The following is a 15,526-nucleotide window of genomic DNA, read 5'->3' as shown; positions in this document are numbered from 1 at the left end:
GTGGGGGGGCCCCTGCGGCGCCACCCCACCCCGCTGTGCCCCGGTATGGCCGCCGGGGTTGTTGTTTCTTTTGCTTCGGTTGAGGGGCGGGCCCCGCCGGGGGGCGGCCCCGGCCCTTCTCCGTGCCAGGACTCCTCAGGCGAGCCGGTCACCCCTCGGCCGCCACTTGTTCGCTCTGGGCGAACACCTCAAGGGGAGGCTCAGCCGGGCGAGTCCGGCGCCGATCCCCACCGCACGGGAGGCGCGCCCGTCGCGCACTCCACGGGCGGCTGCGCGTAGGGCGCGGGCCCCAGGACGAAACGGTCCTCCGCACCGTCCAGGACGCCCCCCGAGGGATCGTCGTCGCCCGCTTGTCGCACCACGTCCCGCTCCGGCATGAGGACGTCCCGTACGACGACGGCGCACAGATACAGCGTGCCCAACAGATGCACCACGATGACCAGTTGGTAGCCCTCGGTCGGCAGTCCCTTGTGGGCGTCGCCGCTCGTCGTGTACGCGAGGTACAGCCAGATCCCGAGGAAGTAGGCGACCTCGCACGCCTGCCAGATCAGGAAGTCGCGCCAGCGCGGCCTGGCGAGCGCGGCGAGCGGGATCAGCCACAGTACGTACTGCGGCGAGTAGACCTTGTTGGTGAGGACGAAGGCCGCGACCACCAGGAAGGCGAGCTGCGCGAAGCGCGGGCGGCGCGGCGCGGTGAGGCCGAGCGCCCCGACACCCAGGCAGGCCAGGAGCATCAGGGCCATCGCCAGGGTGTTGACCGTGTCGGTGGTCAGCGGGGAGTCCATGCGCTGGGAGAGGATCAGCCAGAAGGAGCCGAAGTCGACGCCGCGCTCCTGGCTGAACGTGTAGAACTTCGACCAGCCGTCGCTCGCCAGCAGTATCACCGGCAGATTGACGACGAGCCAGGCGCCGGCCGTACCGAGCACCGCGGTGCCGAACTCCCGCCAGCGGCCCGCCCGCCAGCACAGGATCAGAAGAGGGCCGAGCAGCAGCGCGGGATAGAGCTTGGCGGCCGTCGCGAGCCCCAGCAGCAGTCCGAAGGCCACGGGCCGCGAGCGTGACCACATCAGCATCGCGGCGGCGGTGAGGGCGACGGCGAGCAGGTCCCAGTTGATGGTGGCCGTCAGCGCGAGGGCCGGGGACAGGGCGACGAGCAGGCCGTCCCAGGGGCGGCGGCGGTGGGTGCGCGTGACGCAGACGGCGACGACCGCGGTGCAGGCCACCAGTATCCCGGCGTTGACCATCCAGTAGATCTTTTCCTGGTGCTGGATGGATCCGCCGCCGGGCGTCACCCAGGAAGCCATCTCCATGAACACTCCGGTCAGGACCGGGTATTCGAGGTACTCCATGTCGCCGGGCAGCTTGTCGAAGTACGGCACGAGGCCGTCGGCGAAACCGCGCCCCTGGTAGAGGTGCGGGATGTCGGAGTAGCAGGCGTGCGTGTACTGCGAGCTCGCCCCGAAGAACCACGCGCCGTTGTAGCACGGCATCTTCTGGACCATTCCGAGCGCGAACATCCCCAGGGCGACGAGGGTGATGACGCGTACCGGGGTCCACCAGGTGGCCGCGTACAGCACTCTGCGCCCGATGGGACCGCCGAGCAGCTCACTGCCGGCCGCGGCGACCTCGTCCTCCTTCGTGGGCCGCACCGGCTCCGGCTCCTCCGCGCCCACGGGCTCGTACGCGCTCGTGGGCGATGTCTCTGCGCTGGGGTCCGCACTAGGCATGCGGACATCCTGCCGTATGCGACTGGGAACACGGCGAGGACCGCCGCACCGGTCGGTGCGACGGTCCTCGTTTCACGTGAAACACGAGCGGGGGAGACTCCGGCGTGCTGCCGGCTCAGCCCGGCTGTCTCGGCTCAGCCGTCCGAGCCGGAGATGAATCCCCCGCCGCCATGGCCGTTGCCGTTGTTCGCTCCACCACCTGCCGGATCCTCGGTCGGCGGTGGCGACTCACCACCTGGGCCGCCATCGGCGCCACCGTCGGCGCCACCGTTCTGCCCGCCGCCGTCGTGGTTGCAGTCCCAGTCGAGCGGGTCGCAGGTATCCCCGGGATCGGGCGACTCCGACGGCGGCTTCGTGGGCTTCGTCTTCGTGGGCGTCGGCGACGTGGTCTCCTCCGGCTCCTCCGTCTTCGTCGGAGTGGGCGGCGGAGGCGGCGTCTCACCGACGACCTGCCCGATCGGTCCGGGCGACGGGAAGTTCTCGACGGGCGAGTTCTTGAGCGCCTCGCTCATGTAGTCCTGCCAGATCCGCGCGGGGAACGAGGCACCGTGGATCTTCTCCTCGCCGCCCGTGCCGAACATCTCCAGGAACTCGCGCTTCTTGTTGTTCTCGTTGTCGTCGAGGCGGTACATGCTGACGGCCGTCGACAGCTGCGGCGTGTAGCCGACGAACCAGGCGGACTTGTTGCCGTCCGTCGTACCGGTCTTGCCCGCGACCTGGCGGCCCGGGAGCTTGGCCGAGGTACCGGTGCCCTTGTCCACGACGGTCCTCAGCACGTCGGTGACGTTGTCGGCGACCGACGCGTCGAAGGCCTGCTTGGTCTTCTTCTCGTGCTGGTAGACGGTGTCGCCCTCGTGCTCGACCTGCTTGACCGAGTACGGATCGTTCTGCTTGCCGCTCGCCGCGAAGGTGGAGTACGCCCCGGCCATCCGGATCGCGCTGGGCGAAGAGGTGCCCAGCGAGAAGGACGGATAGGTGGCGCCCGCCATGGAGCTGTCGTCCTTGAGCCCGGCGTCCATGGCCGCCTCCTTCACCTTGTCCAGGCCGACGTCCATGCCGAGCTGCACATAAGCGGAGTTGACCGACTCCCTCATCGCCTCGCGGAGGTCGATCTGGTAGGTCGGGGCGTTGTAGCTCCGGTCACCGTCGTTCCTCTGGAGCCATTCCCCCCCTTCCCGGTCGGTCCAGACATCACCGTTGTACTTCTGGATCTTGAGCTTGTTCTCGCCGCTGTACAGGCTCTTCGGGTTGACGATGGTGCGCTCGGACTCGGCCTGGACCTCCGCGCCCTGCGGGTCGCGGACGCCGTACTTGAAGGCGGCCGCCAGCACGAAGGGCTTGTAGGTGGAGCCGACCTGGGCGCCGGTCTGGTCGGCGTTGTTGGTGAAGTGCTTGGTCGCGTCCTCACCGCCGTAGATGGCCTTGATCGCGCCGGTCTTCGGGTCCACGGAGGCGCCACCGAACTGCACGTGCGTGTCCTTCTTGGGACGCAGCTTGGTGTTGAGCTTCTCCTTGCGGACCTTCTCCACCGACTTCTCGAGCTCCTTGACCTTCTTCCTGTCGAAGGTCGTGTGGATCTCGTAGCCGCCCTGCTGGAGCTGCTCGGCGGTGATGTTCGTGTTCCGGATGACGTACGCCTTGGCCAGGTCCACGAGGTAACCGGTCTGACCGGCCAGGTCGGCGTTCGACCGGGGGTTCTGCAGCTTGGGGAACGTCCGGTACTTGTCCCGCTCCGTGGCGGTCAGGCGGCCGTCCTTGACCTCCTCGTCGAGGATCCACGCCCAGCGCTTCTTCGCCCGCGCGGTGTTGTCTTCCTTGCTCGCCGCGGGGTCGATCTCGGGGGAGCCGGCCGGGTCGTAGTAGGTGGCGCCCTTGAGCACCGTGGCGAGGAGCGCGCACTGGCTCGGGTCCAGCTCGCTGGCTTCCTTGTCGAAGTACGCCCGCGCCGCGGCCTGGATGCCGTAGGCCCCGCGCCCGTAATAGGCGGTGTTGAGGTACCCCGCCATGATGTCTTCCTTGGGGACCGTGCGGCCGACCTTTATGGAGATGAAGAGCTCTTTGAACTTACGCGAGAACGTCTGCGACTGGTCGCCCAGGCGCGCGTTCTTCACGTACTGCTGGGTGATGGTCGAACCACCCTGGGTCTGCCCGCCCTTGGCCATGTTGACCAGGGCACGCGTGATGCCCATCGGGTCGACGCCCTTGTCCTTCTCGAACGTCTTGTTCTCCGCCGACATGACGGCGAAGCGCATCTCCTTGGGGATGTCGTCGTAGTCGATGATCTGGCGGTTGCGCTCACCGCCGGTCGCGACCATCTGCTTGCCGTCGCCCCAGTAGTAGACGTTGTTCTGGGCCGTGGCCGCCTTGTCGACCTCCGGCACCTGCACCAGCGCGTACGCGATGCCCGCGACGGCCATCAGGCTGCCGAGGAAGCCGATGAACATGCCGGTGACCAGGCGCCAGGACGGGACCCAGCGGCGCAGACCGTCCTTGTCCGCGCGCGGGTAGTCGATGAACCTCTTCTTACGAGGAGGCTCGGCACCGCGGCCCCTGCCGCGACCGGGACCACTGGAGCCGCCACCACCGCGGCGGCCACCGCCACCACCGGAGCGACCGCCCCCACCACCGTCGGGTGCTCTGCGCCGACTGCCGGCCGCACCGCTGCGCTGCGCTGCGCGCCGGGCCTCGGCCCGGCCGCCGTAAGGGCGGTCCCCCTCGTCCGACGTCCCGGATCCTTGCGATCCGTACGAGGAAGAGGGCGACTCAGTGGCGCCCCGCGGTGCCGCGCGGCGGCCCGACGACGCTCCTGGGGCGCCACGCCTGGCCGCGGCGCGTCCGCCGCCCTGCGGCTGCGGCGGTTTGCGACGGTGCTCGCTCATCGAACGATTACTCCTCGGGCAGGCGCAGTTGTCCACGCCTGGAAACGGCGGCTGGTTTCCGGTCCCCCCGAAGTACGGATGCGCCCGTTCCGGCACTCACCCGCACTACACCGGGGACAACGACGCCCCCTGGCGTCACGTGGTTCCCGGCGGTTTGCATGGCGCACAGACTACGCACCGTCAAAACCCTCGTAGGGCCGAAGTTCACCCCAAATCAGGCAAGTTACTTCCTACGAATCGGTGATGTGACGCCGTTCACCATGCCCCCTCTTGTCTCAACCGGATCGCCGTTCTATCGTCTCGATGTATCGAGTCGATACATCAGCTCGGCATAAAGGCCGTACTGAGGGACCACGAAGGACGGGAGGCGACGATGAGCAGGCGCTCCGGCATCCTCGAATTCGCCGTGCTCGGTCTGCTCCGTGAGTCCCCGATGCACGGCTATGAGCTGCGGAAACGACTCAATACGTCGCTGGGAGTGTTCCGCGCCTTCAGCTACGGGACCCTCTACCCCTGCCTCAAGACGCTGGTCGCCAACGGCTGGTTGATCGAAGAGTCGGGCAGCACGCCGGAAGACGCCCTCGCGGCTCCACTCACAGGACGTCGCGCCAAGATCGTCTACCGGTTGACGGCGGAAGGTAAGGAGCACTTCGAGGAGCTGCTCTCGCAGACCGGCCCCGACGCGTACGAGGACGAGCACTTCGCCGCCCGCTTCGCCTTCTTCGGGCAGACCTCGCGGGACGTACGCATGCGGGTGCTCGAGGGCCGACGCAGCCGCCTCGAAGAACGCCTGGAGAAGATGCGCGCCTCCCTGGCCCGTACCCGGGAGCGCCTGGACGACTACACGCTTGAGCTGCAGCGGCACGGCATGGAGTCCGTGGAGCGCGAAGTGCGCTGGCTGAACGAGCTCATCGAGAGCGAGCGAGCGGGGCGGGACCAGCAGCGGTCCACTCCCCACGGCTCCGCTCAGCAGGACAGCACATCTGGGGAGTCGGCGGACCTGCCCCGGCGGCGGGAGAACGACCCGCCGCCGGATCCGTCCGATGACCCCGCCAAGTGAGACCCAGCGTTCCGCAGGGTCTCATCCGGAATACCGAGATCACACAGGGAGCAACCGGAATGGGTTCGGTTCGCGTAGCCATCGTCGGCGTGGGCAACTGCGCCGCCTCGCTGGTCCAGGGCGTCGAGTACTACAAGGACGCCGACCCGGACGCCAAGGTCCCGGGCCTGATGCACGTCCAGTTCGGCGATTACCACATCGGTGACGTCGAGTTCGTCGCCGCCTTCGACGTCGACGCGAAGAAGGTCGGCCTCGACCTCGCGGACGCCATCGGCGCCAGCGAGAACAACACCATCAAGATCTGCGACGTGCCGAACTCCGGCGTGCAGGTCCAGCGTGGCCACACCCACGACGGTCTGGGCAAGTACTACCGCCAGACCATCGAGGAGTCCGCCGAGGCCCCGGTCGACGTCGTCCAGGTCCTCAAGGACAAGCAGGTCGACGTTCTCGTCTGCTACCTGCCCGTCGGTTCCGAGGACGCCGCGAAGTTCTACGCGCAGTGCGCCATCGACGCCAAGGTCGCGTTCGTCAACGCCCTGCCGGTCTTCATCGCCGGTACCAAGGAGTGGGCTGACAAGTTCACCGAGGCGGGCGTCCCGATCGTCGGCGACGACATCAAGTCGCAGGTCGGCGCCACCATCACGCACCGTGTGATGGCGAAGCTGTTCGAGGACCGCGGTGTCCGTCTTGAGCGCACGATGCAGCTCAACGTCGGCGGCAACATGGACTTCAAGAACATGCTCGAGCGCGACCGCCTCGAGTCGAAGAAGATCTCGAAGACGCAGGCCGTCACCTCGCAGATCCGCGACCGCGAGCTGGGCGAGGACAACGTCCACATCGGCCCGTCGGACTACGTGGCGTGGCTCGACGACCGCAAGTGGGCGTACGTCCGCCTCGAGGGCCGCGCCTTCGGCGACGTCCCGCTGAACCTGGAGTACAAGCTCGAGGTCTGGGACTCCCCGAACTCCGCCGGTGTCATCATCGACGCCCTGCGCGCCGCGAAGATCGCCAAGGACCGGGGCATCGGTGGCCCGATCCTCTCCGCGTCCTCGTACTTCATGAAGTCCCCGCCGGTGCAGTACTTCGACGACGAGGCCTACGACAACGTCGAGAAGTTCATCAAGGGCGAGGTCGAGCGCTAAACAGCTCTCTCCTTGTTACTTGTCGAGGGTCCCCGGGCATTCCGCCCGGGGACCCTCCTCATATGTGAGGGTGTGCTCCATGGCTGTCGTCGGTGACCTGCGGATACTGCTGAGGCTGCGGGACTTCAGACGGCTGCTCGCCGTGCGTCTGATCTCCCAGGGCGCGGACGGCGTCTACCAGGTCGCGCTCGCCACCTACGTCGTCTTCTCGCCGGAGAAGCAGGCATCCCCCGGAGCGATCGCCTCCGCGATGGCGGTGCTGCTGCTTCCCTACTCGCTGATCGGCCCCTTCGCGGGCGTCCTCCTCGACCGCTGGCAGCGCAGACAGGTTTTCCTGTACGGCAATCTGCTGCGGGCCGCGCTGGCCTCCCTGACCGCCGTCCTGATGCTGAGCGGCGTGCCGGACTGGCTCTTCTACGCCTCCGCGCTGTGCGTCACGGCCGTCAACCGCTTCGTCCTCGCCGGTCTCTCGGCCGCGCTGCCGCGCGTGGTGGACGCCGACCGCCTGGTCATCGCCAACTCCCTGTCACCGACCGCGGGCACCCTCGCCGCGACGGTGGGCGGCGGACTCGCCTTCGTCGTACGCCTGACGGGGTCGGACTCCGACGCCTTGGTGGTCCTTCTGGGGGCCGCCCTGTACCTCTGCGCCGCCGTGGCCTCCCTGCGCATGGGCCGTGAACTGCTCGGCCCCGACCCGGACCTCGTACAGCCACGGCTCAGGACCGCGCTGGCCGGTACGGCCCACGGGCTGCGCGCCGGCGTGCGGCACCTGGCGCAGCGCCCCGCGGCCGCCCGCGGGCTGGCCGCGATGACGGTGATGCGGTTCTGCTACGGCGCCCTGACCGTCATGTTCCTGATGCTGTGCCGGTACGCCTGGTCCTCGACGGAGTCCGACGGGCTCGCGCTGCTCGGGCTCGCCGTGGGGATCTCCGGGGCGGGCTTCTTCGTGGCCGCCGTGGTGACGCCGTGGGCGGTGGGGCGGCTGGGCGCGGGCGGCTGGATCGTCGCCTGCGCGGGCGCGGCGGCGGTCCTCGAACCGGCACTCGGCCTCCCGTTCGCACCCGTGCCCCTGCTCGTCGCCGCCTTCTTCCTCGGCGTGACGACCCAGGGCGCGAAGATCGCCACGGACACGGTGGTGCAGTCCGCGGTGGACGACGGCTTCCGCGGACGGATCTTCTCGGTCTACGACGTGCTGTTCAACGTCGCCTTCGTGGGCGCGGCGGCGGTGGCCGCCCTCCTGCTGCCGCCTGATGGGCGGTCGGTTCCGCTGGTGGTCGGGGTTGCCGTGCTCTACGCAGCAGTTACTGCGACTATGTACCGATTTAGCCGCCAGTAAGTGTCACATCAATGACACAGAGCCCCTCTGAACTTCAGAGATGTCACTCCACCCCGATAACTTACGGGCGTCGTATTCGCGCCATCGCGCTCTCGTTCGAGGGGGACCCCCAAAGTGACCACTCCGCCGCCCCAGGGCCAGAATCCGTATCCGCCGCAGGGTCAGAACCCGTACGGCCAGACCCAGGGCGTCGCTCCGTACGGCCAGCAGGCCCCGGCACCGTACCCGCCGCAGCAGGGCGCTCCGTACCCGCCCCAGCAGGGCGTGCCCTACCCGCCGCACCAGGGTGGTCCGGTCCCCCCGCCCGCCGCGCCTTCCGGCAAGGGCAAGAAGCTGCTGCTGCGCATCGGCGGCTTCATCCTGGTCGCGATCCTCATAGGCGTCGGCAAGTGGTACCTCGGCAAGAGCGACGCCGAGACGATCTCGGTCGGAAGCTGCATGCACAACAACGGCACGCAGATATCGCCGGACCTCAAGGAAGTCGACTGCGGCTCCAGCGACTCCGAGTTCGAGGTCGTCGAGAAGTTCGACAACACCAGCGACAGCAACAAGTGCGAGGCCGTCACGGCCTCCGAGCTCGCCTACTACCAGAGCGGCAAGGGCCACGACGTCGTGCTCTGCCTGAAGAAGACCAAGTAGGAGACTCCTGAGGGGCGCTGCTTCACGGTTTCACGTGAAACAGCGCCCCTCAGTGCATCCCGGGATTGGCTTGTTTCACGTGAAACCACGGAACAAGCCACCGCCAGAACAAGCCAACGCTTGTCCCGCCGGTCTCAGCCCTGCTCGGCCCACCACTCCTTGAGCGCCGCCACCGCGGCGTCCCGCTCCATCGGACCGTTCTCCAGGCGCAGTTCCAGCAGGAACTTGTAGGCCTTGCCGATCACGGGGCCGGGGCTCACGCCCAGGACCTCCATGATGTCGTTGCCGTCGAGGTCGGGCCGGATCGAGTCCAGCTCCTCCTGCTCCTGGAGGCGGGCGATGCGCTCCTCCAGGCCGTCGTACGCGTGCGACAGGGCGCTCGCCTTGCGCTTGTTGCGCGTCGTGCAGTCGGAGCGGGTCAGCTTGTGCAGCCGGCTCAGAAGCGGTCCCGCGTCCCGCACATAGCGGCGTACGGCCGAGTCCGTCCACTCACCCGTGCCGTAGCCGTGGAAGCGCAGGTGGAGCTCGACCAGGCGCGAGACGTCCTTCACGAGCTCGTTGGAGTACTTGAGCGCCGTCATGCGCTTCTTGACCATCTTCGCGCCGACCACCTCGTGGTGGTGGAACGAGACCCGGCCGTCGTCCTCGAAGCGCCGCGTCCGCGGCTTGCCGATGTCGTGCAGCAACGCCGCGATCCGCAGCGTCAGGTCGGGGCCTTCGGTCTCCAGCGCCATCGCCTGCTCCAGGACGATCAGCGAGTGGTCGTAGACGTCCTTGTGGCGGTGGTGCTCGTCCCGCTCCAGGCGCAGCGCGGGAAGCTCGGGCAGGACCCGGTCGGCGAGGCCCGTGTCGACGAGGAGGGCGAGGCCCTTGCGCGGGTGCGCGGAGAGGATCAGCTTGTTCAGCTCGTCCCGCACCCGCTCCGCGGAGACGATCTCGATGCGCTCGGCCATCGCCTTCATGGCCTCGACGACCTCGGGCGCCACCTCGAAGTCCAACTGCGCGGCGAACCGCGCGGCCCGCATCATCCGCAGCGGATCGTCCGAGAAGGACTCCTCGGGTGTCCCAGGGGTCCGCAGCACCCGCTCGGAAAGGTCGTCGAGCCCGCCGTGCGGGTCGATGAACTCCTTCTCGGGCAGGGCCACGGCCATCGCGTTCACGGTGAAGTCACGGCGTACGAGGTCTTCCTCGATCGATTCGCCGTAGGACACCTCGGGCTTGCGCGAGGTCCTGTCGTACGCCTCGGAGCGATACGTCGTGACCTCGATCTGGTAGCCCTCCTTCTGGCAGCCGACCGTGCCGAAGGCGATCCCGACCTCCCACACCGCGTCGGCCCACGGACGCACGATCTTCAGTACGTCCTCGGGGCGGGCGTCGGTAGTGAAGTCCAGGTCATTGCCGAGCCGGCCCAGCAGGGCGTCCCTGACCGAGCCACCGACCAGGGCGAGGGAGTAGCCCGCCTCCTGGAATCGGCGGGCGAGATCGTCCGCTACAGGGGACACACGCAGCAGCTCGGTGACCGCGCGGCGCTGCACCTGGCTCAGTGCGCTGGGGTTGTCTTCATTGGCGTTCGGCACAACAGAAAAGGGTACGTGCCCGGGACCCCCGGGGCCGAACCGATTCCCTCGGGGCCCTCGGTGGCCCACGACGCCGCTTCCGGCCAGGTCTTCCGATCACGTAAGGCGTCCGCTCTTCCGCTCACGTCGGCAGTCCGCGCGATCACGTGGAGCAGTCCGCGGCACTTCGCCACAGCGCGCATCGTTACCATGCGTGGACGCAGGAACCGAGAACCATCGATGAAGCCGACGACGACGAGGAACGGGCGAACGCGTGGCCGAGGCGGCAGACATCCCGGGGACAAGCCCCTCACCTGCCCGCCGGTGGCTGCGGCGCACCGCAGCACTGCTGGTGGGTACCCCTTTGCTGGCCGGGCTCCTGCACGTACCGGCAGGACCCGCCGCGCACGCCGCCGTGCCCAGAGGGACGGCGGCCGCCCCCACCGGCTCCAGCACCGTCGACGTCTCGCTCGACGGGCTCACCCCCACCGCTCCCGGTGAGGGCGACACCCTCACGGTCTCCGGCACGGTCACCAACGACAGCAAGCAGACGGTGACCAAGGCCGAGGTCGGGCTGCGTCTCGGCCCGACCCTGAACAGCCGGAGCACGATCGACGGCGCCGCCAAGCGCAAGGGCTACCAGCCGGGGTCCGACGGCACCGAGGTCGGCGGCAAGTACGTCGAGAAGTTCGGCAAGCTGGCGCCCGGCGTCCGGCAGGACTTCAGCATCTCCATCCCGGTCAAGGCGCTTGACCTTGGCCCCAGCGGTGTCTACCAGCTGGGCGTCGCGGTCACCGGCCAGTCCGCCGCCCAGCCGTATCCGCAGGTGCTCGGCTTCGAGCGGACCTTCCTGCCGTGGCAGCCCGACGCCGCCGACACGAAGACGAAGACCACGTACCTGTGGCCGCTCATCTCCAAGACGCACCTCACCGCGGAGACAGGCTCCGACGAGCAGCAGACGCCGGTCTTCAAGGACGACGGCCTGGCCAAGGAGATCGCTCCCGGCGGGCGACTGGAGCAGCTCCTGTCGCTGGGCCGGGACCTCGACGTCACCTGGGTCATCGACCCGGACCTGCTGGCCTCCGTGGAGGCCATGACGAAGAACTACCGGATCCAGACCAAGGACGGCAGGTCCACCGTCGCGGGCAAGCACCAGGCGGCCGCCAACCAGTGGCTCAACGACCTCGGTGACGCCGTCAAGGGCAAGAAGATCGTCGCCCTGCCCTTCGCCGACCCCGACCTGGCCTCCCTCGCCCACACCGGCAAGGCGGTCACCGGCTCCCTCGGCCGCCTGAAGGAAGCCACCGAGGTCGGCGCGAAGGCCGTGGAAGCCATCCTTCAGGTGAAGCCGAGCACCGACTTCACCTGGCCCGCGGAGGGCGCGATCGACCCCTCCATCGTCGACGTCGCCACCTCGGCGGGCGCTCACACCGTGATCGCCCGCAGCGACAGCTTCCGCGAGACCGGCGGCCTCCAGTACTCGCCCAACGCCGCCCGCCCCATCGGGGGCGGCACGACGGCCGTGGTCGCCGACGCGCGGCTCTCGACCGCCTTCGAGGGCGACATGACGGGGGCCGAGAGCTCCACGCTCGCCGTGCAGGAGTTCCTCGCGCAGAGCCTGATGGTCACGATGCAGGACCCGGAGAAGCAGCGCAGCATCGTCGTCGCCCCGCAGCGCATGCCGTCCGTCAGCCAGGCCCAGGCCATGGCGAAGGCCCTTAAGGCCCTCGGCGAGGGCCGCTGGTCCCAGCCCGAGGACCTGGCCGCGGCCGCGAAGGCCAAGCCGGACCCGAGCGCCACGACCCAGGTGCCGTCGACCGACGCGTACCCGGCGCGACTGCGCAAGCAGGAGCTGCCGCAGTCGGCCTTCGAGTCGATCCAGAGCACCCAGAAGATGCTCGAGCGCTTCCAGGTGATCCTCACCGAGAAGGACCGGGTGGTCACCCCGTTCGGGAGGGCCATAGACCGTGAGATGGCGACCTCCTGGCGCGGCCGCCCCAGCGAGGCGCGGAGCTATCGCGACGGCGTCACGGACTACCTGACCACGCTCACCGAACAGGTGACGCTCATCAAGAAGTCCGACGCGAAGCTCTCCGGGCGCAGCGCCACGATCCCGGTGTCGGTGCAGAACAACCTGGTGCAGGGCGTCGACCACCTGGTGCTGCGCCTGACCTCCATGAACCCCACCCGTCTCAAGATCGGCGACGGGCCGTACGAAGAGCACCCGATCAAGATCTCGGGCGGCCACTCCCAGTCGGTCAAGTTCACCACCAACGCCAACGCCAACGGACCGGTCCCGGTCTACGCCCAGCTCTTCACCGAGGACGGCGAGCCCTACGGCGGGCCGGTCCGCTTCGAAGTCAACGTCACCGAGATCACCCTGACGGTGATGCTCGTCATCGCGGGCGGCCTCCTGCTGCTCGTCCTCGCCGGGTTCCGCATGTACACCCAGCGCAAGCGCGCGGCCCGGAAACGCGCTCTGGAGGGGCCCGACGAGGGTCCTGAGGGCGAGTCCGGCACCGAGTCGGGTGAAGACGATCCCGAGCAGCCGAGTGACCCGACACCGGACACCGCTCCGGAAAGCACCGACCCGTCGGACACGGGTGAGAGAGTGGACCGTTGAGCGATGTCGTGGCCGGTGGGCCCGGGGACGATGAGGTGGGGTAACCATGAACGCGCCGTACGACGGTGACCGTGGCCAGGGCGCGGGCGGCTCCGCCTCGCCCGGAGGCCCGCCTCCCGGCTCTCCCGAGCACGGGCAGGTGCCACCGCAGCCAGCGCCGGACATGTACCTCCAGGACGCCTACGACCAGGATCCCTACCGGGCGCAGGACCTCTCCGCCCAGGATCCGGTGAACGAGGCGCTCTACGACCGCGCGGCGCACCCACCGCCGCCGCCCGGCACGTACCAGCAACAGCAGCCGCTGTACGCCCAGCCGCCCACCGCGCAGCACGCCCCCGACCCGCGCGTATGGGCCCAGACCCCGGCCCCCGAGCCGGAGGGCCCCACCCGCCACCTCCCGTACGGCGACGACGCGAGGACGACCCAGTTCGTGGGCGTCGACGACCTGGTCACCCAGGCCGGCGAGGAACACCACGAGCCGGACGCCTTCGCCCACCTCTTCCGCGACCAGCAGCCCGGCGGCTACCGGAGCCAGCAGGCGCCCTACCCGCAGGACGGGTACCAGCAGGAGGGCTACCAGCAAGCCGCCTATCAGCAGGACGGCTACCAACAGGGCAGCTACCAGCAGGGCGGTCACCCGCAAGGCGGCTACCCGCAGGGCAACGCCTATCAGCAGGGCGGCGGATACCAGCAGGGCGAGGGCTATCCCCAGGGCAACGGATATCCCCAGGGCAACGGCTACCAGCAGCCGGTCAACGGCGGCTACCCGCCCGTCGACCAGCCGGTCGTCCCCGCTCCCGCGGCCGCCCCGGCCCCGACGCCCGCGCCCGCGCCGCCCGCCAAGTCGGGCGGCCGCGCGTCAAGCCTGCTGAAGTCCAGCGCCGTCATGGCGGCGGGCACGCTCGTCTCGCGCCTCACCGGCTTCATCCGCTCCGCCCTGATCGTCTCGGCGCTCGGCGTCGGCCTGCTCGGTGACACCTTCCAGGTCGTCTACCAGATCCCGACGATGATCTACATCCTCACCGTCGGCGGCGGCCTCAACTCCGTGTTCGTGCCGCAGCTGGTGCGCTCCATGAAGGAGGACGAGGACGGCGGCGAGGCCTACGCCAACCGCCTGCTGACGCTCGTCATGGCGGCGCTCGGCCTGCTCACCGTCCTGGGCATCGTCCTCGCCCCGCAACTGGTGCGGGTGATGTCCGTCCCCGTCGCGAACGACCCGGCGGCCACCGAGGTCGGCACCACGCTGCTCCGCTACTTCCTGCCCTCGATCTTCTTCATGGGCGTCCACGTGGTGATGGGGCAGATCCTCAACGCACGCGGCAAGTTCGGCGCGATGATGTGGACGCCGGTCCTCAACAACGTCGTCATCATCTTCACGCTCGGCATGTTCATCTGGGTGTACGGGTCGTCGGCGGAGTCCGGCATGACCGTCAACAGCATCCCGCCACAGGCCGAGCGGCTCCTGGGCATCGGCATCCTGCTCGGCCTCGTCGTACAGGCCCTGGCGATGATCCCGTACCTGCGCGAGACCGGCTTCCGGCTGCGTCCGCGCTTCGACTGGAAGGGCCACGGGCTGGGCAAGGCCGCCAAGCTCGCGAAGTGGACCATCCTCTTCGTACTGGCCAACCAGGCGGGCGCGCTGGTCGTCACCCAGCTGGCCACCGCGGCCACCACCGACCTGCCGTCGACCAGCGGCATCGGCTTCGCGGCGTACGCGAACGCCCAGCTGATCTGGGGCCTGCCGCAAGCCATCATCACGGTCTCCCTGATGGCGGCCCTGCTGCCCCGGCTCGCCCGGTCCGCGCACGACGGGGACACCGGTTCGGTACGCGACGACATCTCGCAGGGCCTGCGCACGACGGCCGTGGCCATCGTCCCGATCGCCTTCGGCTTCGTCGCGCTCGGCATTCCGATGTGCACCCTGATCTTCGGCTCGTCGGGCAGCGCCCAGGCCACGAACATGGGCTTCATGCTGATGGCCTTTGGCCTCGGCCTGATCCCCTACTCCGTGCAGTACGTCGTGCTGCGCGCGTTCTACGCCTACGAGGACACCCGGACGCCGTTCTACAACACGGTCATCGTCGCGGTCGTCAACGCCGCCGCCTCCGCCGCCTGCTACATGCTGCTGCCGACCCGCTGGGCGGTCACCGGCATGGCGGCCGTGTACGGCCTGGCGTACGCGATCGGCGTCGGCATCGCCTGGCGCCGGCTGCGCAAGCGGCTCGGCGGCGACCTGGACGGCGCCCACGTCATGCGCACCTACGCCCGTCTGGGAATCGCGGCGCTGCCCGCGGCGATGCTGGGCGGCGGAGCCGCTTACGCGGTCACCCAGGGGCTCGGACAGGGCGTCCTCGGGTCGCTGGCGGCACTGATCGCGGGCGGTGCGGTGCTGCTCGGAGTCTTCTTCATCGCTGCGAAGCGCATGCGGATCGCCGAGCTCAACTCGATGGTCGGTATGGTCCGCGGACGTCTCGGTCGTTGAGATGAAGAGGTTCGCACAACCATCGTCGGCCACCGCGTGTCGTGCATAGCACCGGACTGTGGGCACAATTGGCTTTGGCGTC

At 68.9% G+C, this 15,526-nt stretch carries 9 protein-coding genes; 6 read left to right on the top strand and 3 right to left on the bottom strand.

Features of this window, described 5'->3' with window-relative positions:
- Positions 1-200: 200 nt before the first annotated feature.
- Positions 201-1,727: a glycosyltransferase family 87 protein gene (locus tag ACIO9J_RS27165; RefSeq protein WP_402004800.1), complete on the bottom strand. Its 1,527-nt coding sequence runs from the start codon at positions 1,725-1,727 to the stop codon at positions 201-203.
- 134 nt (positions 1,728-1,861) lie between these two features.
- Complete coding sequence (locus ACIO9J_RS27160) at positions 1,862-4,606, bottom strand: transglycosylase domain-containing protein (RefSeq protein WP_402004797.1); 2,745 nt, start codon at positions 4,604-4,606, stop codon at positions 1,862-1,864.
- Positions 4,607-4,979: 373 nt separating this feature from the next.
- Here ACIO9J_RS27160 and ACIO9J_RS27155 point away from each other — a divergent pair, with 373 nt between their 5' ends.
- The 4 genes from ACIO9J_RS27155 to ACIO9J_RS27140 all read left to right on the top strand — a co-directional run bounded on the left by ACIO9J_RS27155 (position 4,980) and on the right by ACIO9J_RS27140 (position 8,783).
- Complete coding sequence (locus ACIO9J_RS27155) at positions 4,980-5,666, top strand: PadR family transcriptional regulator (RefSeq protein WP_402004794.1); 687 nt, start codon at positions 4,980-4,982, stop codon at positions 5,664-5,666.
- A 59-nt stretch (positions 5,667-5,725) separates the two neighbouring features.
- On the top strand, positions 5,726-6,808 hold the full coding sequence (locus ACIO9J_RS27150; RefSeq protein ID WP_402004791.1) for an inositol-3-phosphate synthase: 1,083 nt from the start codon (positions 5,726-5,728) through the stop codon (positions 6,806-6,808).
- Between the two features lie 79 nt (positions 6,809-6,887).
- A complete protein-coding gene (locus tag ACIO9J_RS27145; protein ID WP_402004788.1) occupies positions 6,888-8,144 on the top strand; it encodes an MFS transporter in 1,257 nt (418 codons plus the stop codon).
- Between the two features lie 114 nt (positions 8,145-8,258).
- A complete protein-coding gene (locus tag ACIO9J_RS27140; RefSeq protein WP_402004785.1) occupies positions 8,259-8,783 on the top strand; it encodes a hypothetical protein in 525 nt (174 codons plus the stop codon).
- A 134-nt stretch (positions 8,784-8,917) separates the two neighbouring features.
- Here the strand turns inward: ACIO9J_RS27140 and ACIO9J_RS27135 are convergent, their stop codons facing one another.
- On the bottom strand, positions 8,918-10,360 hold the full coding sequence (locus tag ACIO9J_RS27135) for a CCA tRNA nucleotidyltransferase (RefSeq protein ID WP_402004782.1): 1,443 nt from the start codon (positions 10,358-10,360) through the stop codon (positions 8,918-8,920).
- A 253-nt stretch (positions 10,361-10,613) separates the two neighbouring features.
- Here ACIO9J_RS27135 and ACIO9J_RS27130 point away from each other — a divergent pair, with 253 nt between their 5' ends.
- Together ACIO9J_RS27130 and murJ are read left to right on the top strand one after the other, a co-directional pair.
- Complete coding sequence (locus tag ACIO9J_RS27130; RefSeq protein ID WP_402004779.1) at positions 10,614-12,962, top strand: DUF6049 family protein; 2,349 nt, start codon at positions 10,614-10,616, stop codon at positions 12,960-12,962.
- Positions 12,963-13,008: 46 nt separating this feature from the next.
- The gene (gene murJ, locus ACIO9J_RS27125; RefSeq protein ID WP_402004776.1) at positions 13,009-15,444 is read left to right on the top strand and encodes a murein biosynthesis integral membrane protein MurJ; all 2,436 of its coding nucleotides are present in this window, start codon (positions 13,009-13,011) and stop codon (positions 15,442-15,444) included.
- Positions 15,445-15,526 lie beyond the last annotated feature (82 nt).

The organism is Streptomyces sp. NPDC087300 (assembly GCF_044744425.1).
In the GTDB taxonomy this organism is placed as follows: Bacteria; Actinomycetota; Actinomycetes; order Streptomycetales; family Streptomycetaceae; genus Streptomyces.
This window is presented reverse-complemented; position numbering and strand designations above follow the sequence as displayed.

Bases quoted from the DNA above. Each gene is read 5' to 3' on its own strand.
- ACIO9J_RS27160 (WP_402004797.1), bottom strand. From the start codon at position 4,606: ATGAGCGAGCACCGTCGCAAACCGCCGCAGCCGCAGGGCGGCGGACGC.
- ACIO9J_RS27165 (WP_402004800.1), bottom strand. From the start codon at position 1,727: ATGCCTAGTGCGGACCCCAGCGCAGAGACATCGCCCACGAGCGCGTAC.
- ACIO9J_RS27155 (WP_402004794.1), top strand. From the start codon at position 4,980: ATGAGCAGGCGCTCCGGCATCCTCGAATTCGCCGTGCTCGGTCTGCTC.
- ACIO9J_RS27150 (WP_402004791.1), top strand. From the start codon at position 5,726: ATGGGTTCGGTTCGCGTAGCCATCGTCGGCGTGGGCAACTGCGCCGCC.
- ACIO9J_RS27145 (WP_402004788.1), top strand. From the start codon at position 6,888: ATGGCTGTCGTCGGTGACCTGCGGATACTGCTGAGGCTGCGGGACTTC.
- murJ (WP_402004776.1), top strand. From the start codon at position 13,009: ATGAACGCGCCGTACGACGGTGACCGTGGCCAGGGCGCGGGCGGCTCC.